The 22,183-nt window shown below is 55.8% G+C and carries 18 protein-coding genes; 12 read left to right on the top strand and 6 right to left on the bottom strand.

The window, feature by feature from the left end; all coding sequences use genetic code 11:
• From ORG26_RS02365 to ORG26_RS02385, 5 genes are all read left to right on the top strand, one after another.
• Positions 1-774: a carboxypeptidase-like regulatory domain-containing protein gene (locus ORG26_RS02365; protein ID WP_266366919.1), complete on the top strand. Its 774-nt coding sequence runs from the start codon at positions 1-3 to the stop codon at positions 772-774.
• 53 nt (positions 775-827) lie between these two features.
• Positions 828-2,108, top strand: a complete 1,281-nt coding sequence (locus ORG26_RS02370; protein ID WP_266366920.1) for a hypothetical protein — start codon at positions 828-830, stop codon at positions 2,106-2,108.
• Positions 2,109-2,246: 138 nt separating this feature from the next.
• Positions 2,247-3,788, top strand: a complete 1,542-nt coding sequence (locus tag ORG26_RS02375; protein ID WP_266366921.1) for a sensor histidine kinase — start codon at positions 2,247-2,249, stop codon at positions 3,786-3,788.
• Positions 3,785-4,906 carry a sensor histidine kinase gene (locus tag ORG26_RS02380; RefSeq protein WP_266366922.1) on the top strand — a complete coding sequence of 374 codons (1,122 nt, stop codon included), beginning with the start codon at positions 3,785-3,787 and terminating at the stop codon, positions 4,904-4,906. The genes ORG26_RS02375 and ORG26_RS02380 overlap by 4 nt, the downstream gene beginning before the upstream one ends.
• Positions 4,903-5,694, top strand: coding sequence for a LytR/AlgR family response regulator transcription factor (locus ORG26_RS02385; protein ID WP_266366923.1), 792 nt, complete (start codon positions 4,903-4,905; stop codon positions 5,692-5,694). Before ORG26_RS02380 ends, ORG26_RS02385 begins: the two co-directional genes overlap by 4 nt.
• A gap of 12 nt (positions 5,695-5,706) precedes the next feature.
• Here the strand turns inward: ORG26_RS02385 and ORG26_RS02390 are convergent, their stop codons facing one another.
• Positions 5,707-7,470, bottom strand: coding sequence for an ABC transporter ATP-binding protein (locus ORG26_RS02390; RefSeq protein WP_266366924.1), 1,764 nt, complete (start codon positions 7,468-7,470; stop codon positions 5,707-5,709).
• A gap of 178 nt (positions 7,471-7,648) precedes the next feature.
• Here ORG26_RS02390 and ORG26_RS02395 point away from each other — a divergent pair, with 178 nt between their 5' ends.
• Both ORG26_RS02395 and ORG26_RS02400 read left to right on the top strand, forming a co-directional pair.
• Positions 7,649-8,248, top strand: coding sequence for a DUF4126 domain-containing protein (locus ORG26_RS02395; protein ID WP_266366925.1), 600 nt, complete (start codon positions 7,649-7,651; stop codon positions 8,246-8,248).
• 187 nt (positions 8,249-8,435) lie between these two features.
• Positions 8,436-9,344 carry a polysaccharide deacetylase family protein gene (locus ORG26_RS02400; protein ID WP_407704809.1) on the top strand — a complete coding sequence of 303 codons (909 nt, stop codon included), beginning with the start codon at positions 8,436-8,438 and terminating at the stop codon, positions 9,342-9,344.
• Between the two features lie 86 nt (positions 9,345-9,430).
• Here the strand turns inward: ORG26_RS02400 and treS are convergent, their stop codons facing one another.
• Together treS and ORG26_RS02410 are read right to left on the bottom strand one after the other, a co-directional pair.
• On the bottom strand, positions 9,431-12,727 hold the full coding sequence (treS, locus tag ORG26_RS02405; protein WP_266366927.1) for a maltose alpha-D-glucosyltransferase: 3,297 nt from the start codon (positions 12,725-12,727) through the stop codon (positions 9,431-9,433).
• 60 nt (positions 12,728-12,787) lie between these two features.
• Positions 12,788-13,786, bottom strand: coding sequence for an aldo/keto reductase (locus tag ORG26_RS02410; RefSeq protein ID WP_266366928.1), 999 nt, complete (start codon positions 13,784-13,786; stop codon positions 12,788-12,790).
• A 183-nt stretch (positions 13,787-13,969) separates the two neighbouring features.
• Between ORG26_RS02410 and ORG26_RS02415 the strand changes: the two genes are divergently transcribed.
• Positions 13,970-15,625, top strand: a complete 1,656-nt coding sequence (locus ORG26_RS02415; protein ID WP_266366929.1) for an MFS transporter — start codon at positions 13,970-13,972, stop codon at positions 15,623-15,625.
• A 689-nt stretch (positions 15,626-16,314) separates the two neighbouring features.
• Here the strand turns inward: ORG26_RS02415 and ORG26_RS02420 are convergent.
• Positions 16,315-17,535: an IS256 family transposase gene (locus ORG26_RS02420; RefSeq protein ID WP_266362045.1), complete on the bottom strand. Its 1,221-nt coding sequence runs from the start codon at positions 17,533-17,535 to the stop codon at positions 16,315-16,317.
• A 4-nt stretch (positions 17,536-17,539) separates the two neighbouring features.
• Between ORG26_RS02420 and ORG26_RS02425 the strand changes: the two genes are divergently transcribed.
• Entirely contained in the window at positions 17,540-18,091 is a 552-nt protein-coding gene (locus ORG26_RS02425; protein WP_266366930.1) for a hypothetical protein, read from the top strand.
• Between the two features lie 112 nt (positions 18,092-18,203).
• A complete protein-coding gene (locus ORG26_RS02430; protein WP_266366931.1) occupies positions 18,204-18,527 on the top strand; it encodes an Imm32 family immunity protein in 324 nt (107 codons plus the stop codon).
• Between the two features lie 400 nt (positions 18,528-18,927).
• Here ORG26_RS02430 and ORG26_RS02435 read toward each other — a convergent pair whose 3' ends face one another.
• Entirely contained in the window at positions 18,928-19,263 is a 336-nt protein-coding gene (locus ORG26_RS02435) for a hypothetical protein (protein WP_266366932.1), read from the bottom strand.
• Between the two features lie 297 nt (positions 19,264-19,560).
• On the bottom strand, positions 19,561-20,553 hold the full coding sequence (locus tag ORG26_RS02440; protein ID WP_266366933.1) for a 1-aminocyclopropane-1-carboxylate deaminase/D-cysteine desulfhydrase: 993 nt from the start codon (positions 20,551-20,553) through the stop codon (positions 19,561-19,563).
• A 15-nt stretch (positions 20,554-20,568) separates the two neighbouring features.
• Here ORG26_RS02440 and ORG26_RS02445 point away from each other — a divergent pair, with 15 nt between their 5' ends.
• Both ORG26_RS02445 and ORG26_RS02450 read left to right on the top strand, forming a co-directional pair.
• The gene (locus ORG26_RS02445) at positions 20,569-21,624 is read left to right on the top strand and encodes an RluA family pseudouridine synthase (RefSeq protein ID WP_266366934.1); all 1,056 of its coding nucleotides are present in this window, start codon (positions 20,569-20,571) and stop codon (positions 21,622-21,624) included.
• 90 nt (positions 21,625-21,714) lie between these two features.
• Complete coding sequence (locus tag ORG26_RS02450) at positions 21,715-22,158, top strand: GNAT family N-acetyltransferase (protein ID WP_266366935.1); 444 nt, start codon at positions 21,715-21,717, stop codon at positions 22,156-22,158.
• Positions 22,159-22,183 lie beyond the last annotated feature (25 nt).

Below are 22,183 nucleotides of genomic sequence, written 5' to 3' on the forward strand. Positions count from 1 at the left end.
ATGAACAAGCAAGCGATTTACTTCCTGTCTGCCCTGTTTCTGGCCTCTGCCTGCACCGAACCGGCCACGACCGACCCCGACGGCGGAACCGACCCGGCCAAACCCCAAACCAAATACGTGACCGGCCAGGTGACCGATTCGCAGGGCCGCCCGCTGAAAGGCGCTTATCTTTTTGTTGAAAACACGCTGTACGTCAGCTCGGGAGCCGACACCAAATCCGACGACAAAGGCAACTACAAGATCAAGCTGACCCTGGGCTCCTACCTCGCCAAAGGGCAGTACGAAGTGGACTACAACAACCGCCATTACGTCTTTGATCTGCAGCCCGACAACGACCAGAGCTTCACCGACGACGAAGGTGCCGTCCGCAACTTTACCTGGAAACTGAGCGGCAAGAAGAACGCCCGCTACAACCTCTACCACGGCGGCACCATCGAGCTTCTGCACGACCCGAACAGCCAGTTGTGGGATATCGAAAACGTGGAGTTTACCCTGAAGCCGGTCGGTCCGCTGATCGACGGTTCGACGGGCAGGACCCTGACGATGAAATCCGCCGATCCGGGCCTGCCCAACTACCTCTTTCTGGTGGACATTCCCATTGGCCGCTACACCATTTCGGCCGTTCACAAGCCGACCGGCCGCAAAGTCCTGCTCCAGAACGTAAACAGCAACCAGCCGTATGCCGAAAGCCTCACCCAGGACTTCTACGGCTTCGATTCGCCGCGCCACTGCAAAAACTGCATGGGGCTGGGGTATAAATTTCAGGGCGAGTAACCCGCCAAAACGGGGCTGAAGCCCCGCCTTCCAACTGTCTTACACAACAAATCATGAACCGACTGCTTGCCTCCGCCCTGCTGCTGGGCGCTTTTTTCTTCACGTCCTGCAAAAAAGAAACGGACCGGATGACCGAACCGGCCGGGGCTCCCGCCTTCGAACATGGCGCGCCCACCGGAACGGCTACTTCCCGAACCATCGGCCCCGAAGGCGGCACCCTGACGCTGCCCGACGGCTCGGTGGCCCTGACCGTCCCGGCCGGGGCGGTTACGAAAGCCACCGCCTTTTCCATCCAGCCCGTTGAGAATACGCTGCCCGGTGCCCGGGGCGAATCGTTCCGTCTGCTGCCGGAAGACGCCCACTTTGCCAAACCCGTAACCCTGACGTTTTCGTACAAAAACTTTCCGCAGCACGGGACCCTTCCCGAAGCTTTGTTTCTGGCCTACCAGAATGCCGAAGGCCGGTATGCGCTGGTGGACAAAACGCAGCTGGACAAGGCGACCCAGACGCTGACCGTCGAAACGACGCACTTCAGCGACTGGCAAATCTGCGAAACCTTCCGGGTGGTGGCCGACCGGACGACCCTCAAACGCGGGGAAAAAGCAACGCTGAAATTACAGGAAATTGACCTGGTGGCTCCCCTTACCGGACCCGATAAGAACATAACCCCGTGGACCGACCACGTGACCATGACCAGCGGCATGAAATTGGCCTGGAGCCTGGTTGGGGAAGGCAGCCTGGTACCCGCCCAGACCCAGTGCGTCTACACCGCCCCCGGCACAACGCCGCAACAGAATCCGGTGCTGGTCAACCTGACGCTGTCGGGCTTCACAGGCTCCCCGAAAATTCGCACCGGGGCCTCCTCGCCCCAGATGACCATCATCACGCCCATTGAGATTGCGCAGGGCGATTACGTCAAGTATAGTTTTAACGGAGAAACGCTGGATATCAACGGCGACTGCGAGACCGGCTGCATCACCTGCGAAGCCCGGAACGGCCACTTTTCGCTGCGGACCACGGCGCCCAACAACCGGACGATGAGTCTGATTATCTGGAATTTCCCGAGCAAAGCCGGTAATTATGCCTTTCACACGGACCTTGCGGGCATCGAAGTACTGGCGGGCGTCGGCTCTTCCCGGTATGTGTCCTCATACTCCTCCTGCCAATCGCCCTACAATGCCGTTTTCTCAACCGGCGGCGTCACGATCACCAAATGGGGGAACGTGGGCGAGTACATCGAGGGCAACGTCACTACCCAGTTGTACGGCGGCGGCAACTGCGGCAGCGACAGTAAACCCTTTACGCTCAAGTTCCGGGCAAAGCGAACCCGCTAGCCCTGGGTCGTCGACCGGGAAAGCCGTTTTACAATTCATCGCTCCTTTTTCTCAATTCATCCGGTTCGTTTCGCAATTAACCGACAAGGGGCACAGTCTTTGGGGCGACCGTTCGTACTTTCGGTTATTGCCGTTGTCATGAACCTAGTCGAGCGAGTCCGTCCCTGTTTCTTCTCCAAATCCGAGTGGATTTATCACCTGCTGATGATGCCGGTGCTGGCTCCGCTCGGTAATTACTTTTTTATCGGACCGCGGTACGCCACCGACCGGACCACCTTTGTGTCGGCTACGCTGCTGGTCATCGGGCTGTACTGGCTCTCGGTGGTGCTGATGACGCTGGCCGTGCGCTGCGTTTTTCGGCGTTTTCCGGCGGCGAACCGGCCCCTGCGCCGGTTGCTGGTGATGGGAGGCGTCGTCGGCGGCGCTACCCTGGTGCTGGGCATTTTCGATACCTGGCTGTATAGCCTGGTTCCGGCGACCGGCGTTCGTTTTAGCTGGGACATTGTGAGAGCCATCTGGCGGCTGGGCCTTATTTTCGACGTTTTTCTCTGCGGCGCCCTGCTCCTCTTCGACGCGTATCACCGGCAGTACCCGCAACAGAAAGCGGCGTTGCCTTCCGGGCAGGCCGCCCCGGGCTTTTCTCCTTTTGAATGGGGCTTTCACAGCCTCGCCGTCTTTGTGTTTACGCCGGTGGCCAACCTGCTGCTCGTCGGGCAGCGGTACCTGGAAGACCTCCTGATCTTTCTGTTGGGGTCTTCAGTGGTGGTGCTGGCTTACATTCCTAATGTGCTGCTGGTGACGGCCCTCATCCGGTACAGCATCCGGAAGTACCCTGGCCTGTCGCAGACCCGACAGCGCCTTCGGCTGATGATCGGGTGGAGCCTGCCAGTGGTGTATACGCTCAATATTCTGACCCTCTGGCTGTTCAGCAAGGTTCCGCTGCTCGCCATTCCGTTTTCCTGGGAAAGCTACTGGACCGTGCTGGGCGTTGGGGTGCTGTTCGTGGTGGTTTTCTCGCTGGGAAACAGCTACTTCTACGCGCTGCAGCGGTGGCAAACCGAAGAGATTGAGAACGAGGCGCTGAAGAAAAACACGCTCCGGCGGCGGTTCGAAGACCTCAAGGGCCGGGTCAACCCGCACTTTCTGTTCAACAGCCTCAACTCGCTCTCGTCCCTGATCGCCGAGGATCGCCCCTGCGCCGAACGCTTTGTGGACGAACTGGCGAAGGTCTACCGCTACCTGCTGCACCTCAACACCTCCGAGCCGCTCACGACGCTCGACCGCGAACTGGCCTTTATCAATTCATACGCCTTTCTGCTCAAGACACGATACGGAAACGGCATTTCGCTGCATATGGAGCTGGAAACTGACCCGGCGCACTGTTACTTGCCGCCCCTGACGCTCCAGACGTTGGTGGACAATGCCATGAAACACAACGTTATTCTCACCCAGAATCCCCTGCACATTCACATCCGGGCCACCGAATCCGGCCAGATTCTGGTGTGGAACACCATCCGGAAACGCATGGTCAGGGTAGATACCCGCCCGGCGGGTCTGTCGGGACTGGCCGCCAAATACCGGCTGGTGGGCGATCAGGACATTCAGGTTCGGGACGACGGAGCGCGCTTTCTGGTCGAACTGCCCGCCCTTCCTCAGGAATTGACCGCCGAGAAAGCATGACAACCGTTTCAGCCAACATAGCGCCCGCCCTCCCCCGGCTCCGGCGGCAGGCCCGCTGGCAGTGCCTGCTGGTCTTTCCGTGGTTTGTGCCGATGGTTGGCTACTGGGTCGTGGGGCCCGCCTATGTCGGCGATCTGCGCACGTTTTCGGGCGTCACCCTGTTCAATCTCGCGCTGGCGCTCCTGGCGCTGGTGCTGGTGGACCTGCTCATCCAGGGCGTCATCCGGTGTTATCCGGGCCTCGACCAGACCCGCTCCCGGGTGTCCCGCATGCTGATCATCACCACGTTCGTCACGACGCTATTCTGCATCGGGTGCGTGAGCCTGTACAGCACGTTTCACTGGTTCGGAGCAGTTTACACCGATGCGGCTCTGGCCAAAGTCCTGCTGCTGAATCTGGGAGCCAACTTTTTCTCGGTCGGAATCGATGAAACCTATTATTCACTGACGAAGTGGCGGGAGAACGCCATGGAGCGCGAACGGCTTCAGCAGGAAAATCTGCAAAGCCAGTACGAAAGTCTCAAAAACCAAGTCAATCCGCATTTTCTATTCAACAGCCTTAACTCGCTCTCGTCCCTGATTGCCGACGACCCCGAACAGGCGGAGATTTTTGTGGACGAGATGGCCAATGTGTACCGCTACCTCCTGCAGACCAACCGCCCGCCCGACGGCGGAGACGAAGGCAGCGAGGACTGCCAGCTGACCACGCTCCGGGCCGAACTCCACTTTATCGATTCGTATTTTCACTTGCTGAAAACCCGTTACCGGACCGGCATCAATCTGTTGACGGACATTCCGACCACGTCGCTGAACCACCGCCTCCCGCCCCTGACGCTGCAAATGCTGGTGGAGAACGCCGTGAAACACAACGTCATTCTGGCCAGCCGGCCGCTGATGATCAGCATCAGCGTCTCTCCGGTGGACGGGCGGCTCCGGGTCAAAAACAATCTTCAGCCCAAGACCGGCGCAGCCGACCGTCGACTGGAAGCCCCCGGCCAGGTCGGCCTGACCAACATTGCCGCCAAGTACCGGCTGCTCTCCCAAAAGGAACCGGTCATTTCGAAAGATGATGGCTTTTTCAGTGTAACTTTACCCCTTATCCCTCCCGTGAGATTATGAACGTACTGATTGTTGAAGACGAAGAACTGGCCGTCCGGAAGCTGCAGAAACTGGTGGCCGAAGTTGATAATTCCCTGGACGTGGTCGGCGTAACCGCCAGTATCGAAGATACCGTGGACTGGCTGGAGTCCAACCGGGCCTCCAACCGCCCCGCCCCGGACCTGATCTTTATGGACATTGAACTCGCCGACGGGCAGAGCTTCGAAATCTTCGAGCGCACCGAAGTCAACAGCGGCGTCATTTTTACGACTTCCTACGACGAGTACGCCCTCCAGGCTTTTAAGGTGAACAGCATCGATTACCTGCTGAAACCGATTCTGAAAGAAGATTTGCAGCGGAGTCTGAAGAAATTCCGGGACCTCCGGGGCACCAAACCGGCCGGAACGACCGCCCTGCCCAACCTCGACAAACTCCTGCAGGAACTGCAACGCCAGCAGGCACCGAAGGACTACCGCCAGCGGTTTCTGGTCCGTCAGGGGCAACGGCTGCTGTCAGTGGAAGTGGGTGAGATTGCCTATTTCTACACCGAAGACGGGTTCAGTTTTTTCAAAACCTGGCAGAATCAGAAGTTCCTGGTCGATTATACGCTCGACGAACTGGCCGACGCCCTCAATCCGACCAATTTCTTCCGCATCAACCGCGGCCTCATCCTGACCCACCGGGCCGTGGAGCAGATGCAGCCTTATTTCGGCAACCGCCTGTCGCTGACGCTGAAACCCGTTTTTGACAAGGAGGCGCTGGTCAGCCGGGAAAAAGTGAGTGATTTTAAAAAATGGATGGGACGCTGACCGTCCCATCCGTTAGCTGATGACTTCCTTGTACTGCATCCGGTACAGGTTGGCGTAGAAGCCTTCGTGCTGGAGCAGGCTCTCGTGGGTGCCCTGTTCCATGATGCGGCCCTTGTCCACAACGATGATGTTGCTGGCTTCGCGGATGGTGCTGAGACGGTGGGCGATGACAATGGCCGTGCGGCCCTTCATCAGTTTCCGGATGGCCTCCTGGATCATTTCCTCCGTTTCGGTATCGACCGACGAGGTGGCTTCGTCGAGCACGATGATGCGCGGGTTATGCACCATCGCCCGCACGAACGAAATCAGCTGCCGCTGCCCGACCGACAGCGTGGAGCCCCGTTCCTGCACATTGTACTCGTAGCCGCCCGGCAGCCGTTCGATGAAGTCGTGCACGCCGACCAGTTTGGCGGCTTCAACGATGGTTTCCCGGCTGATGCGCTTGTCGCCCAGCGTAATGTTGTTTTCGATGGTGTCCGAAAACAGAAAAACGTCCTGCAACACCACCCCAATGTTGCGGCGCAACGCGCCCAGCTCGAACTCGTGGACTTCGTGGCCGTCGATGAAAATCTGCCCCTTGTTGATTTCGTAAAAGCGGCTCAGCAGATTGATGATGGACGATTTGCCCGCGCCCGTCGCCCCGACAAATGCGACCGTTTCGCCTTCCTTCACCGAAAACGAAATGTCTTTCAGGACGTAATCTTCCTCGTTGTAGGCAAACCAGACGTTTCTGAACTCCACATCGCCTTTCAGCCGCTCCGGTACGTAGGTGCCCGTGTTGGGAATAAATTCGTCGCTGTCGAGCAGTTTAAGAATGCGGTCGGTGCTGACAATGCCCATCTGGAGGGTGTTGAAGCGGTCGGCGAGCATCCGGATCGGCCGGAAAAAGAGGTTGATGAACATGATGAAGGCCGTTACGGTCCCGAACGTCACTTCCTGGTTCAGAATTTCGCGGGCGCCGTACCAGACGACCAGGCCCGTGGCCGCCGCCGACAGAATATCGGCCACCGGGAAATAAACCGAGTAGTACAGAATGGACCGGATGTTGGCTTTCCGGTGCTGCTGGTTAATTTCGCGGAACTTGACCGACTCAATCTTCTCGCTGCCGAAAATCTGCACGATGTTCATGCCGGTGATGTGTTCCTGCACAAACGAGTTGAGGTTCGCCACGGCCACGCGCACCTCGTTGAACGAATCCTTGATTTTTTCCTTAAAAATATACGTGCTCAGCAGCATCAGCGGAATCATGGACAGGCTGATGGCCGAAAGCCGCCAGTCGGTATAAAACATCACGCCGATGATAAGAATCAGCTGCAGCAAATCCCCGGCGATGGCCGCCATGCCTTCCGTAAAGACGTCGGCCAGGGTTTCAATGTCCGAAATAGTGCGGGTGACCAGTCGCCCGATGGGGGTATTGTCGAAAAATTTGAGCCGGAGTTGTAGGACCTTGGCGTAGAGCTGAACCCGGATGTCGCGAATCACGTGCTGCCCCAGCCAGCCCGATAAATAAGTATTCAGGAACTGAACGACGGCCTGCACGACCAGCACCCCGACCATAGCCAGCATCATGAGGGTCAGGCCGTTATAGTCGCCGGAGGCAATTTTGTTGTCGATGGTGTAACGAATCAGCAGCGGCAGCAGCGGGGCCAGCGTGGCACTGACGAGGATGACCGCAACGAGGCTAACGAACTGAAAACGATAGGGTTTGAGAAACGAAAAAAGTCGCCGGAGGGTAATCCAGTCGAATATCTGCCCGCTTTTGGTTTCCTGATTCACGAAAAAAGTCAGTTGGAAGGTGTCTGTTCTAACACAAATTTTCAATTATGAGTTTAGAGTTATGAATTATGAGTTAATATTCTTTGCTAAACTTACTGTTGTACCAAGCGACGCATCCTGCTCCGCTTCGGTACAGGCAAACTTTTCACTCATAACTCTTAACTCATAACTTCCTTTTATGGAATGGATTATAAGCTTGTGTCTGGGAGTGGCCCTGAGTGCCTGTGCCGGTTTTCGGGTTTTTGTGCCGCTTCTGGTGGCTTGTCTGGCGCAGCGCATCGGCTGGATGGACACCTCGCCGGGTTTTGAATGGATGAGCACCTTTCCGGCCCTGATGCTTTTCGCCACCGCCACCATCCTCGAAATCGGTGCCTATTACATTCCCTGGTTGGACAACGCCCTCGACACCATCGCCACGCCGCTCGCCTTCGCCGCCGGAACGGTGCTGACGACCTCGGTGGTGGACGTGGACGTTCCAGCGCTCAAATGGGGCCTCGGCCTCATTGCGGGCGGCGGCGCGGCCGGACTCATCCAGGCGGGAACCAGCATGCTGCGGCTCGGCTCGTCCACCACGACGGGCGGACTGGGCAATCCGGTCGTGTCTACCACGGAAAACCTGCTTTCGTTCGGGCTGTCGTTCATGGCGATCCTGGTCCCTCTGCTGACGGCGGTGCTGGTGATCGCGCTGCTGGCGTTTGTCGGCTGGGTGATTGCGACGCGGGGGATGAAGTTTGTGCGAAAGATCAACGGTTCGCCGCGAACTCCCTCGGCTTCGTGACCCCGGCCCGTCCGGTAAACCGGCCTCATGGTTCGTGCGTGGGATCTGTTCCCACGGATAAATCCGTGGGCTAATTTATCGGACGGGCGGGTCGCCGCGGAGTTCTTTTTGGCTAAAATACGTATCTTGCTTCCGTAACCACTCAACGCGTGTTGTCCGGTAGTGGCCGTTAGGAACCTTTCAAAAAATGACCCGTACGTTTTCCCCCCTTGCGCTTGCGCTTCTGGCGACAATGGCTGTCGCCTGCACTTCGGAATCTAAAACCACCGAAAAAACCACTGGAGAGTCTCCCATTTCCGCCCCCGTGAAAGCGGCCGCGGCGGTCACGACGCCCCCCGGCCCGGCGGCAGACCCCACCAAAATCGACGCTTCACGGATTGCCGATGCCGCCACGATTCTGAGCCGGAAACAGGTGCCCATCCTGTGCTACCACCAGATTCGTCCGTGGCGGGCCAGCGATTCGAAGTCGGCCAAAGACTACATCATCCCGACCGATGCGTTCCAGCAGCAGCTGAAGATGCTGGCCGACAGCGGCTACCACTCCATCACGCCCGACCAGTTGTACGCCTATCTGGCAACCGGCGCGGCCCTGCCCGAAAAGCCGATCATGTTCACTTTTGACGACGGCACGCTGGAACACTACGAAATTGCCGCCAAAGAACTCGAAAAGCACGGCTTTCGCGGTACCTTTTTCATCATGACGGTCGCCATCGGACGCCGGGGCAAACAGCCGTATGTCGACAAAGCCCAGATCAAGGAGCTGGCCGACAAGGGACATACCATCGGCTGCCACACCTGGGACCACCACAACGTGAAAAAGTACGAGGCCAAAGACTGGGTGGAACAGATCGAAGAACCCACCAAAAAACTGGAAGAAATTACCGGCAAGCCGGTGCGGCATTTCGCCTACCCGTTTGGCCTCTGGAACCACGAAGCAACAGTCGAACTGAAAAAACGCGGCTACCTGACGGCCTATCAGCTTTCGGAGAAAAAACGGGATGAAGAAAACCCCATGCTCAGCGTCCGACGCCTCATCGCCAGCGGGTACTGGAGCCAGAAAACGCTGTATAATAATTTGAGGGGGAGTTTTAAGTAAGGTTTAGGGTTCTTAGTTTATAGTTTAGGGTTTATAGTTGCTCCGCCATTCCCAAGCCTTGCGAAGCAACTATAAACCATAAACCCTTAAACGATCTTATTTACCACCATCATCGGCACCAGGGCGCGTTCGGGCTGGGTGGTTAGCTCTTTTCGCAGGTCGTCGAGCGCGTTTTCCAGCAGGTAGGTTTCCAGCATTACCCGCAGGTCCTCTTCATCCGAAGGCAGGAACAGGCTGTCAGCGACCGTTTCGTAGTAAGCTTTCAGGAAAAAGCCCGTCATGTAATGCGTCCAGAGCCGGGCCATCGGCAGAATCTCGGGAATCCGTTCAGGCGTCGTCTGCACGGTCTGCGAAAAGGCGTCGTAGGCCACGTAATAGATGGACCGGATGATGCCCACCACATCCCGCAGCGGCGACCGCCGGATACGCCGCTCGCTGTAAGGCCGGGCCGGCTCGCCACCAAAATCCCGGATAATGACGTCCTTGCCCGTCTGCAGAAGCTGCCCCAGGTGATAATTGCCGTGAATGCGAATCTTGACCGCATCCAGCTTTTTGGCATAAATCCGCTTCAACGACTCCTGGATTTCGGCCTTTCGGGTCATCAGCAGCGCCAGGTCGGACCGCATGCTGTCGGTCACAGCACTTAAATCGCGCCGCTGAAACGCCTCCCGCACCAGCGACTGCATGCCCGCGTACAGCGAGCGCTGGTAATGCAGCGAAAACTCCTCCGGCCTGAAATCCCGGTTGTCCACCGCCGCCAGGGCCAGGTGCATTTCGCCCGTCCGGCGGCCGATCAGCTGCGCGTGTTCGGCCGCCGGTCCGCCCAGCAGGTCCTGCAGATCATCCGGCAGTTCGTCGTAGCCCACGGGCCGGGTCAGGGTGCCCCGCTTTTCGTAGGCCGGCAGCGGGTCCCGGGCCAGAATCCGCTCGATGTAGTTGTTGACCCGCTCATAAAGGTAGCCGTACGAATCGCCATGATTCTCGACGTATTCCTCCACCACACCCAACACCAGATTGTCCTTATCCAGCCGAAGCTCCACCGTTCCGACCAGCGTGGGCACCTGCTCGAAAGAACGCTCCCAGGTCAGCGCCCGCGAGATTTCGAGTTCCGGTTGCACGCCCCGTTCCACTTTACGGAACAGCTTCAGCACAAAGGCCGAATCGAGCGCCAGCGACGTGTACCCCGGTTCGGAAGTGTGAATCCGCGTTCGGACGGTCGGGTTTTCGGCCAGATACTGCGCCATCGTCTGACTGCCGGAGAAGAAAAGACTGCCGGTCCGGGTCGTGATCCGCTGGTTATTGACGAGCTGGTCGAACAGCGTCCGCTGGAAATCCGGCACGTACAGGCCATCGACCAGCAAACCGGTCTCTTCCCCCATCTGTAGCCGCGCGATCACGGCCTGCGGGCAGTTCTCGGTCAGTTGGTCGCCCTGCGATTCGCCCACAAAAACGACCGGCAGCTGGTACAGTTCGGGCAAACCGCGCTCGTACGCCACTTCGACCAGCAGTTGAAACGCCGGACGGTCGGCCAGCGCGATGGGCACCACCTCGGCAATCGTCATGTCGTTCACCGTTTTCTGGCCGCCCATAAACCACGGCATGCGGGCCAGGTAAGCCGGGAGAATCCGGGTTTCCAGCCCGGCCCGGAGGGTGCCCTCGGTCAGGTCTTCCCAGCGCGTGGCCTGCACAACGGGAACCTGCATCTGGGTATCGGCGTCCGAATGCGCTTTTTCGAGCACAAACCACTGGTAATCGTACGGCCCCAGCGTCATGACGTAAGGCTGCCCCTGCCGGATCAGCGGAAACCGGTTTTTGCTGAACGCTTCGACGGGGATGTAGCCTTTGAATTCTTCCAGATCAATTTCCGCCGCCTGCGAGTACTTGGACAGGTTGACGACAATCAGCAGCGTTTCGTCCCGGTAGCAGCGGGTGTAGGCCAGCACTTTCGGATTTTCAGCATTCAGGAAGCGCAGATCGCCGCGGCCGAACGCCTTATAGCGTTTCCGCATCGTGATCATCCGGCGCGTAAACCACCAGAGCGAAGAGGTGTTCTGCCGCTGCACTTCCACGTTGACCGACTCGTAATGATACTGCGGGTCCAGAATGACGGGCAGATACAGCTTCTGCGGGTTGGTGCCCGAAAACCCGGCGTTCCGGTCGGGGGACCACTGCATGGGCGTCCGGACGCCGTCGCGGTCGCCCAGGTACACGTTGTCTCCCATGCCGATTTCGTCGCCGTAGTACAGCACCGGCGTTCCGCGCAGCGAAAAGAGCAGGCTGTTGAGCAGTTCGATCTTCCGGCGGTCGTTGTCCATCAGCGGGGCCAGCCGGTGCCGGATGCCCAGATTGATGCGGGCCTTCGGGTTGCGGGCGTACATTTTGTACATGTAATCCCGCTCCTCGTCGGTCACCATTTCCAGCGTCAGTTCGTCGTGGTTCCGCAGAAAAATGGCCCACTGGCAGGTCTCCGGAATGTCGGGCGTCTGGTCGAAAATATCCGTAATCGGGTAGCGGTCTTCCATCTGCACGGCCATGAACATCCGCGGCATGACCGGGAAATGGTAGTTCATGTGGCACTCGTCGCCGTTGGCAAAGTACGAAGCCGAGTCTTCCGGCCACATGTTCGCTTCGGCCAGAAAAACGGTGCCGGGAAATTTCTCATCGACATGCGCCCGCAGTTTTTTGAGATAAGCGTGCGTTTCGGGCAGGTTTTCGCCGTTGGTGCCTTCCCGTTCGTAGAGGTACGGCACGGCATCCAGCCGGAAGCCATCGACGCCCATCGCGCACCAGTAATCGATGATCCGGAAAATCTCTTCCTGCACCAGCGGATTGTCGTAATTCAGGTCCGGCTGGTGGTAGAAAAACCGGTGCCAGTAGTATTGTTCCGCTACGGGGTCCCAGGTCCAGTTCGACGCTTCGAAGTCCTGAAAAATGATCCGGACGTCTTTCCACTGCGACGGGTTGTCGGTCCAGACGTAAAAATCCCGCTCCGGCGACCCTTTCGGCGCGCGCCGGGCCCGCTGAAACCACGGGTGCTGGTCGGACGTATGGTTGATGACCAGTTCGGTGATGACTTTCAGGTTCCGGTTGTGGGCCTCGCGCAGAAACTCCTGAAACTGCTCAATGGTCCCGTACGACGGGTTGATGCTGTAATAATCGGCAATATCGTAGCCGTCGTCCTTGAGCGGGGACGGGTAAAACGGCAGTACCCAGACCGCCGTTACCCCCAGTTCCTGCAAATAATCGAGCTTTTCGAGCAAGCCCTGAAAATCGCCGATTCCGTCGCCATTGCTGTCGCGGAACGCTTTAATGTGCAATTCATAAATGATGGCATCCTTGTACCAGTGCAACTGGTCGTCCAGTTCGGTGTTCGCTCTTTCCATAAGGCCGCAACTATATTTAAGCGGTAGATTTCCTATTTTTTGAGCGATTGGACGCGTATATTAGGGAACGGCCAATTCAAGTTCTTCGACCTGTCGGGTGATCAGATCCCGTTCTTCGGCGGTCAGTTTCACCTCGGCGGCTCGGGCGTTCTGGGTGGCCTGTTCGGCATTTCGGGCGCCTACGAGGGCAATCGTGATCCCCGGCCGTTCGAGCGTCCAGCGCAGCACGAGCTGGCTCAGCGGCACGCCTTTTTCGTCGGCCAGCGGCCGGATTTTGTCCAGCATCTCGTTCGTACGGCTCAGATTAGGTTCCTGAAAATACCGCCAGCCGGCGCGGTGGTCGCCTTCCGCAAACTGGTGACCCGGCCGGATTTTGCCCGTCAGCAGTCCCCGCTCCAGCGGGCTGTAGGCCAGAATGCCCAGTCCGGACTGCTGGCAATACGGCACCACTTCCGCCTCAATATCCCGGCGAACCATGCTGTAGGGCACCTGGTTGGAAGCCAGTTTGACGGTCTGGCCCGCTTCCTGCATCTGGGCGGCGTTGTAGTTGCAGACCCCGGCATAGCGGACTTTACCCTGCTCGATGAGTCGCTCGACGGCTTCAAACGTTTCGGCGATGGGCGTGGTCACGTCCGGCCAGTGAATCTGATAAAGGTCGATGTAATCGGTTTTGAGGCGGCGGAGGCTCTCTTCGCACTCCTTCATGACGCCCTCGCGGCTGGCGAAGCGGTAGATGTCGGTCGGTTGCCCGTCGTTGTTCTTCGTGTTGAACGCCAGCGTTCCCTGCGTCGTGTCCCAGCGCATGCCGAATTTGGTCAGGATCTGCACCTGGTCGCGGGGCAGGTCGCGGATGGCCTCCCCGACGATTTCCTCGCTGGCGCCCATGCCGTAGACCGGCGCGGTGTCGATGGAGGTAACTCCCAGTTCGTAGGAGGTCCGGATGGCGGCGATGGCGTCATTGCGTTCGGTGCCGCCCCACATCCAGCCTCCGGCGGCCCATGCGCCAAAGGTGATGACGGAAAGATTCAGGTCGGTGTCTCCGAGTTTGCGGTATTCCATAAATGGATGGGTTGATTGGTTGATGGATTGATGGGTTGAATCGGTCTTCGGTTTGCGGGACCGGTCTGTTGGGCGAACCGGGCTTTGGTTTTCCGGTAAAAGAAGCCACTTGCCCGGCCTGTCTACTCCACAACAATCTTTCCCGATTCAGGTTTGAAAGATGGCTTAACGTTTCAATTTTTCATGACTTCCTCCTCCGATACGCTTAAGAATACGCCTCCTGCTCCGGCTTCTCTCTGGTCGGCGTTTAGCATCCCGATGTTTCGGGCCATCTGGCTCGCCGCTTTCGTTTCCAACGTCGGGACGTGGATGCAGAACATGGCGGGCGTCTGGCTCCTGACGACCCTTTCGACTTCGCAGGTGCTGGTGGCCCTGATGCAAACCGCCACCAGCCTCCCCGTTTTTCTGCTGAGCGTTCCGGCTGGTGCGCTGGCCGACCTTTTCGACCGGCGCCGACTGCTGATGCTCACGCAGGGGTTTATGTCCGTAGTCGCCCTGGTGCTGGGTCTGGTGACTCTCCAGGGCTGGGCCAGCGCCGAATCGATTCTGGGCTTTACGTTTCTGCTGGGCATCGGTGCCGCCCTGAACGCTCCGGCCTGGCAGGCCATCACGCCCGAAGTGGTGCCGCGCCACATCCTCCCCAACGCCTTGACTCTCAACGGCATCAGTATCAACCTGTCGCGGGCCATCGGTCCGGCGCTGGGCGGCCTCATCATCGCCTGGTACTCCCCGGCGTTTGTCTTTCTGTTGAACGGCGTCTCCTTCGTCGGCACCTTTTTCGTGATTCGGGGCTGGAAGCGGGAAGCCGTGACCAGCAACGCTCCGGTCGAGGACTTTTTTACGGCGCTGGCGGCGGGCATTCGATATGTCCGTTTTTCGCCCTCGCTTCACGCCATTCTGATCCGGGCGTTTTCCTTCACCCTCGGGGCCAGTGCCATGTGGGCGCTGCTTTCGCTGGTGGTGGCCCGGCGGCTCGGGGCCGATTCGGGCACGTACGGCCTCCTGCTGACCTGGCTCGGGGCCGGGGCGGTTACGGCGGCGCTGCTGGTCAACCGCATCAACGAACGCTGGAAGAATCCGGACCAGCGGGTCGTGACGGCCTTTGTGCTGTTTGCCGGTGTTAATGCCGCTCTGGCCCTGGCTCCGTCGGTGCTGTTGCTGTACCCGGTCATGTTTGTGGGCGGCATGGCCTGGCTGCTGGTTATGACCAGCCTCAACGTGTCGATGCAGCTTCACCTGCCCAAATGGGTACAGGCCCGGGTGCTGAGCATTTACCTGCTTGTTTTTCAGGGCGGAATGGCGCTGGGCAGTGTGCTCTGGGGCTGGGTTTCGGCGCATTACGGTATTCCGGCGGCCCTGCTCCTTGCGGGGGGCTGGCTGCTATTGGCGACGCTGTTGGCGATTCCGTTCCGACTGCCCATTGCCGATAAACTGGACCTGACACCCGCCCGCGACAAGCCGCATCCGCCCATCAGCGATAGCATTCCGCACGACCGCGGGCCGGTGGTCGTGATGGTCGAGTACCGGGTGGAACCGGCCGTACTGCCCGATTTTCTGCGGGCGATGGAGGAATTTCAGCGACTGCGCCGCCGCGACGGTGCCCTGCGGGGCGGTATTTTTGCCGATCCGAAAAACCCTCTCCGGCAGGTCGAGCTTTTTACCGTCGCTTCCTGGGGCGAACACCTCCGGCAGCACCAGCGGTTTACCAAAGAAGATCTGCGCATTCAGGAAGCCGTTCTGCAATACCATTCCGGTCCCGACCGTCCGACAGTTTCCCATTTTATTGCGGAACCGGACGTGCCTGAGCAGCACCCGGCGGGGCTGAATGCGCTGGATTGATTGGTTCTCGTAGATTTCCCCAGATTTTTAGCGCAGATTCCCGCAGATTGTTTTGCAAACATCTGCGGGAATCTGCGGAAATCTGCGAGAAACCGTATTGCAACGGTATTTTCCGCGAGCTAATGGCCTGCAGCACGCCAAAGTGCTCAACGCGGCCAACTATAGCAGTCCGGCAACAGCAGATCAACCGCGCCATCGGCTACAAGCGCAAGGAGAAGGTGCCCTTCAACACGACAAAAGGCATTGATTTTCACGAGGTAGAGAATTTTACGAGCGCTCGGACGCCATGCTCAAGTGGCTGGGTATTCAGTATCTGAACCAGAAGGAGAAGCAGGACGTACGGCTGAAGATTCCTGATTACCGGATTGCAGGTGATGAGCCGAATGGCGAACTGGAGGAATAAAAATAGGTTAGGAGATTGGAGCTTGATTAGAATTTAGCCTATAATTAAGTAAGCGTCTGTTAAGTAAGCGTCTGTCTATGTGCACGGTGGCTAAATAAGCCAAGCCACCGAGTGGCATGATGACCTAGTACTGGGGACACAATACGGGAAATTGTGGCTTATTTCTTGCTTCATTCTAACTGTGTTCAAACAGTAGTTAACATAAAATTTACTTATACAACAGATTTGGAGCATTGGACAACATCAAACAACGGGAGTGCTTGCTGAACTGTGTCAGCCTAGGGTTCTAGTCGAAGCGATGTTGTTTGATGCGTTCTTCAAAGATAATACTAAACTGGTTGACGACTTCCTTCCAGTTGTAGGTGGTCGTTTCCCATTTGATTTGCAGGTTTTGAACCGTCAAATAGACTAATTTTTGCAGGGCAACATCCGAGCTGAAAGCTCCTTTTGTTTTGGTAACCTTGCGTAACTGACGATGGTAGCCCTCTACCGTATTGGTCGTATACATTACCTTGCGAATAGCAGGCGGATAGTCGAAAAAGGGCGAGAGTAATTCCCATTTGTCGAGCCACGGTTGAACGGCTTTGGGGTACATACCGCCCCATCGCTCCTGTACCAGTAGTAAGTTTTCCATGGCCTGCTCCCGGTCTGGAGCCTGATAGACCGTCTTAAGATCTTTAGCGAAGTCTTTGAGCAACTTATCGGGTACGAAGCGGAAAGAATTGCGTAGCTGATGGACAATACAAAGCTGGACGGTGGCGGCTGGGTAAACGTTGTTGATGGCCACATCGAAGCCCTTTAGGCCGTCCACACATGTGATCAACAGGTCCTCTACACCCCGCTGTTTGAGGTCGGTGAGCACCGAAAGCCAGAACTTGGCTGACTCGGTTTCTGCTGTATAAATGCCCAACACCTGCTTTTTGCCTGACAGATTCAGGCCGATCACGCTGTAGAGCACCCGACTTACCACACGCCCCTCGTGGCGCACTTTGTAATAAATACCATCGAGCCAGACCAGGGTATATAGGCTCTCCAAAGGCCGGTTCTGCCACTCCCGCATAGCAGGAATGACTTTGTCAGTAATGGCCGTTAACTCGCTGTCGGAGAGTGCGTAGCCATACATCTCCTGCAAGTGCTGGCTGATGTCGGCATAGCTGTTACCCACGCTGTAGAGTGATAATACCTTCTGCTCAAGTTGGGGTGTGAGTACTACCTGGCGCTTGGGCACAAGCTGAGGCTGGTAGCTACCCGTACGGTCGCGGGGCGTCTGTAAGTCTAGCAAACCGGCACTGCTTTTGACGCGCTTGGTTGTCTTGCCGTTACGTCGGTTCTGTTCTACCTGCCGAGTCTGGGCGAGGTGACTATCCATTTCCCCTTCCAAAGCGGACTCTAAAAAGTGCTTCAGCAGAGGCGCAAACAAACCGTTCTCTCCCGTCAGGGGTTTACCTTCGTAAAGGCCCTTGATGGCGGCCTGTTTGAAGGCCTCAAAATCGAATTGGTCGGTCATAGTTGTGAATGTAGGCTTTTCTTTCCTTCTATTCACCCTGTGGCCTGACACAGTTCAGCGAGCAGTCTCCAAACAACGGCTAACTTCTCAAGATAAGAACACTGTTCTAGCTGCTGTAAAAGACATAAAGGTTGAACAGAAGGTGGAGGCTACTCCTTTATTGCTTGACATATTAGCCAGTACTCAGGATGCTTCTATTCGAAACGCATCAGCAATGGCTTTAAGCGATTTGCATGTGATTGAGCTAGTGCCTGTCGTCTCTAAGCTCTTGCAGGATGAAAGTCTACTTTCGTGCGCTGGCACCTTGATTTATGCCTTGAGGCACCTTGATTATTCGTCAATCCTATCGGAATTAGCTCGGGTAGTTGACAAAGGAAGCTACGAGGCAACTTTAATGGTTTTGATGCTATTTGAGGATTTACCTACTCATACCGATAATTATAAAATTCTCCTGGCATTAGACATATTGAAGCGCGATTTTTCTAGTCAGGAGGATAAGATCAAGAGGAGCTATATTAAAAAAGCAATTAGAGTGCTTGAAGAACATATTTCATAACTTAGTTAATATAAGTGCACTTATACAACAAGCTTGGAAAAGGTTCAAATTACTTTCTAGTGTTCAAAAAGCTTTTCTTACTGGTGCAATTTTTACATAAGCCTTTAGAATAATGAACAAATTCAAGTTTGAGATTAAAGGCCATCTTGATATGATTGTTGTCCATAATGAAGATGAAAACAAAGGTGAAATAACTAAATGGCAAGAAATCTTGATTCATGGAGATCCGGAAGGCCTGAAATCATTGGCTAATCTCTTGATACAACTAGCCGATTTAAATCAAGATACAATAAATGACCTGCCAATAGGAGCTAGAGAACATGTTCATTTAAGACCTAACCTTGAGCTCAGTAAAAGCTCGATAGAAGTGATTGTAGGCCGGTTGGATGCCAAAAGAACGGGTAATTTTTACCCCATGTACCTTTCAAAGGATTGAAAAACTTTCTTGGCAGACGAACTGTACCAATTTTTGCATTACTTCAATTTGACTAATATAAACTTAGCATCATCAATAACGGAATAGTCGAATAACATAACATTAGTTATAAAACAGGTCTAGGAATAGTATTAACTTACTGTAGGGCAGTTTATTGTACTTTACATAGATCTGTTTTATAACTAATATGGCTGTTGCAAAAGTCCAGAATATAGGAAGTTGGGGCCTACTGAGTTTCTAAATCAACGGTGTAGCGGCCTTACTTCCTAGCTTACTAACCTGTAGTTAGTAGCTTATCGACTTTTGCAACAGCCACTAATCTTATGTTGACTGAAAAGCTTTTTATAAGTTTTTACTTGAAATTAGTTTTCTATAAATATTATGGAAAACTAAATATCTACTAGACGATAGATTTTATCTTGTCTGATAATATCATTATCTCTTTCCATCTTTTAGAAGTTTTAAAATGCTCAAAGCCCCATTCATCATTGTTTTGCAAATTAATTACTTTACTTCGTAACAACACACTCTCATTTAATTTTTCTAAACTGATTAAATTGCTATTATAAAGCCTTTGCAAATTATTTATATGAAAAAAGGAATGAATTCCAATATCAAAATCTTCATAAATACAGTACTCAATTGTTTCGTCATCTTCTTTAAGTAAGAATATACCACACTTATTTAATGTATCATTATAAAAGTTTAAAAGTGTCTGTTCAGTTATTTTCTCCATGTGTATACTTTGTATTTGTGCGTTAAATATAAAGGCTTCTCGGCTTCATAGCCTTACATGGTTGGTGTCAAGCTATTTCAGGGGTATTCAATCTGTTGTATAAGTAAATTTTATGTTAAATACTGTTTGAACATAGCTAGAATGAAGCAAGAAATAAGCCACAATTTCCCGTATTGTGTCCCCAGTACTGGTTCGGGGAAGTCTTACGCCACGGCGCAGTTTATGGTTCTCGCAGATTAGCGCGGATTTTTCTGCGAATATCTGCGCTAAAAATCCGCGCTAATCTGCGAGAACCCGTCAATCCGCGGGAAACAGTTCCAGTTCCCCGCTCCTCCCCTGCAATCCGCCCGTATGCAGGGCAACCACCGTGGCCTTGTCGGGGAAAAAACCCTGCCGGGCCAGGTCATAAATGCCGTAGAGCATTTTTCCGGTATACACCTGCTCAATCCGGACGCCGGTCCGGGCCTCAAACTGCCGGATGAACTGGAGCAGTTCGGGCGTGGTCCGGGCGTAGCCGCCAAAATGGTAGCCGGTCAGAACCCTGGAAGTGGTCGCAGACCTTTTCAGCGGTTCACCGGTTTTCTGATCGTCAATCGTCTCCTGAAATAAAATCTGCGCCTGGGCCAAACCGCGGGAAGGATCTGCGACCGCTTCCAGGGTTTGCAGCCCTTTTAAAGCAGCAAAACCGAGAATTTGGGTGGCTCCTGTTCTGCTGGAAACCAGCCCCGCCAACGTTCCGCCCGTCCCCACCGGGCAGCAGAGGTAATCCGGTTCCCGGCCCAGTTGCGCCCTGATTTCGGCCACGACTTCGGCCACGCCCTGCACGGCCAGCGCGTTGGTGCCACCCTCGGGAACGTTGTAGAACCGCCCGAATTGCTGCCGGAGACTTTCCTGAAAACCGGCTCCTGTTTTGTCCCGGAACTGCGCACGGCTTACAAAATGGAGGTGCATGCCCTGCGCGCGGGCGTAGGCCAGCGTCGGCGTGTCCCGTTCCCGGTGGTCTTCGCCGCGGATGACGCCGATGGTCCGGAAGCCAAACACCTGCCCGGCCGCGGCCAGCGCGTGGATGTGGTTGGAATACGCCCCGCCGTAGGTCAGCAATGTGTCGTGCCCCAGTCGCCGGGCTTCCAGGAGGTTATACTTTAGCTTCCGCCATTTGTTGCCCGACACGGCCGGGTGGAGTTCGTCGTCGCGCTTGAGATACAGGGCGATGGGAACCGGCTCCGGGAACGGGTCCGGAAGGAACTGAAGCCGGGAAGGCGCGGCGGTTGCGAAGAAGTCTGGTAACATTCGTACTTTTGCAGAATGTTGCAAGATACGTCCGATAACCGGGACAACGAACTGACCGGCCCGGAACCCGACGAAGACGAGTTATACGAACACCACCGCATCGTGGCCGACAAGGGCCAGGGCCTGATGCGTCTCGACCGCTTTCTGACCGAAAAAATCCCCAACGCCACCCGGACCAAAGTCCAGAACGCCATCGACACGGAGGCCGTGAAGGTCAACGACAAGGCGGTGAAGGCGAGTTATAAAATCAAGCCACTGGATGTCATCACCGTCTCGCTGCCGCACCCGCCGCGCGATACCGATATTGTCCCGGAAGACATTCCGCTGAACATTGTTTTTGAAGACGAAGACGTGCTGGTGCTGAACAAACCCGCCGGGATGGTGGTCCACCCGGCCCACGGCAACTGGAACGGGACGGTCGTCAACGCGCTGGTGTACCATTTCCAGAACCTGCCGACCCACCGCAACGGCGAGGCCCGGCCGGGGCTGGTGCACCGCATCGACAAGGACACCTCCGGCCTGCTGGTTATTGCCAAGACGGAATACGCCATGACGCATCTCGCCCGGCAGTTTTTCGAGCACACCATCGAGCGGACCTACTACGCGCTGGTCTGGGGAGAGCCGAAGGAAGCCGAGGGCACCATTACGGGCCATATCGGCCGCTCGCCCCGCGACCGCAAGGTTATGGCCATCTATCCCGACGGCTCTTACGGGAAACATGCCGTGACGCACTACAAGACCCTGAAGCCGCTGCATTACGTTTCGCTGGTGCAATGTAATCTCGAAACGGGCCGCACGCACCAGATTCGGGCTCATATGCAGTACCTGGGCAACCCGCTGTTCAACGACGCCGTGTACGGCGGCGACCAGATCCGGAAGGGCACGCCCAACGGCTCCTACAAAACGTTTGTGCAGAACTGTTTCAACCTCATTCCACGGCAGGCACTGCACGCCAAATCGCTGGGTTTTGTGCATCCCAAAACTAAACAATGGATGCAGTTCGACTCCGACCTGCCCGATGACTTCCGGGCGGCGCTGGAGAAATGGGAAAGTTATATTGCAAACCGATAATTTTTTGCCGCCAAAACGAGAAGTATTACGCAAAGACCGGCTTCGGACGGAGCGTACCCTTCCGCTTTTTACGGCAGCTCCTTAAAACCAATGAATCTCCGCAAAGCAACCCCGGCCGATGTTCCGCAGCTGTACAATCTGGTGATGGAACTTGCCGTTTATGAAAAAGCGCCCGAACAGGTTTCGAATACCCCGGAGATGATGCTCCGGGACGGCTTCGGCGACAATCCGCTCTACGGCGTCATCGTGGCCGAAGCCGATGATAAAATTGTGGGAATGTCCCTGTACTATTTTCGTTATTCTACCTGGAAGGGCAAACGGCTGTATCTCGAAGACCTGATTGTCACGGAAAGTTACCGGGGCAAAGGGCTGGGCAAGGCCCTGTTCGATGCCACTATTGAAGAAGCGCACCGGACCCACTGTACCGGGATGATGTGGCAGGTGCTCGACTGGAACACCCCGGCCATTGAATTTTACAAAACCTACGGCACCCGTTTCGATACCGAATGGTGGAACGGCCATCTGGATTTTTAAGGGTCCGTTCGGGAGGGTTCCGGCC

Source organism: Tellurirhabdus rosea, from assembly GCF_026278345.1.
GTDB lineage: Bacteria > Bacteroidota > Bacteroidia > Cytophagales > Spirosomataceae > Tellurirhabdus > Tellurirhabdus rosea.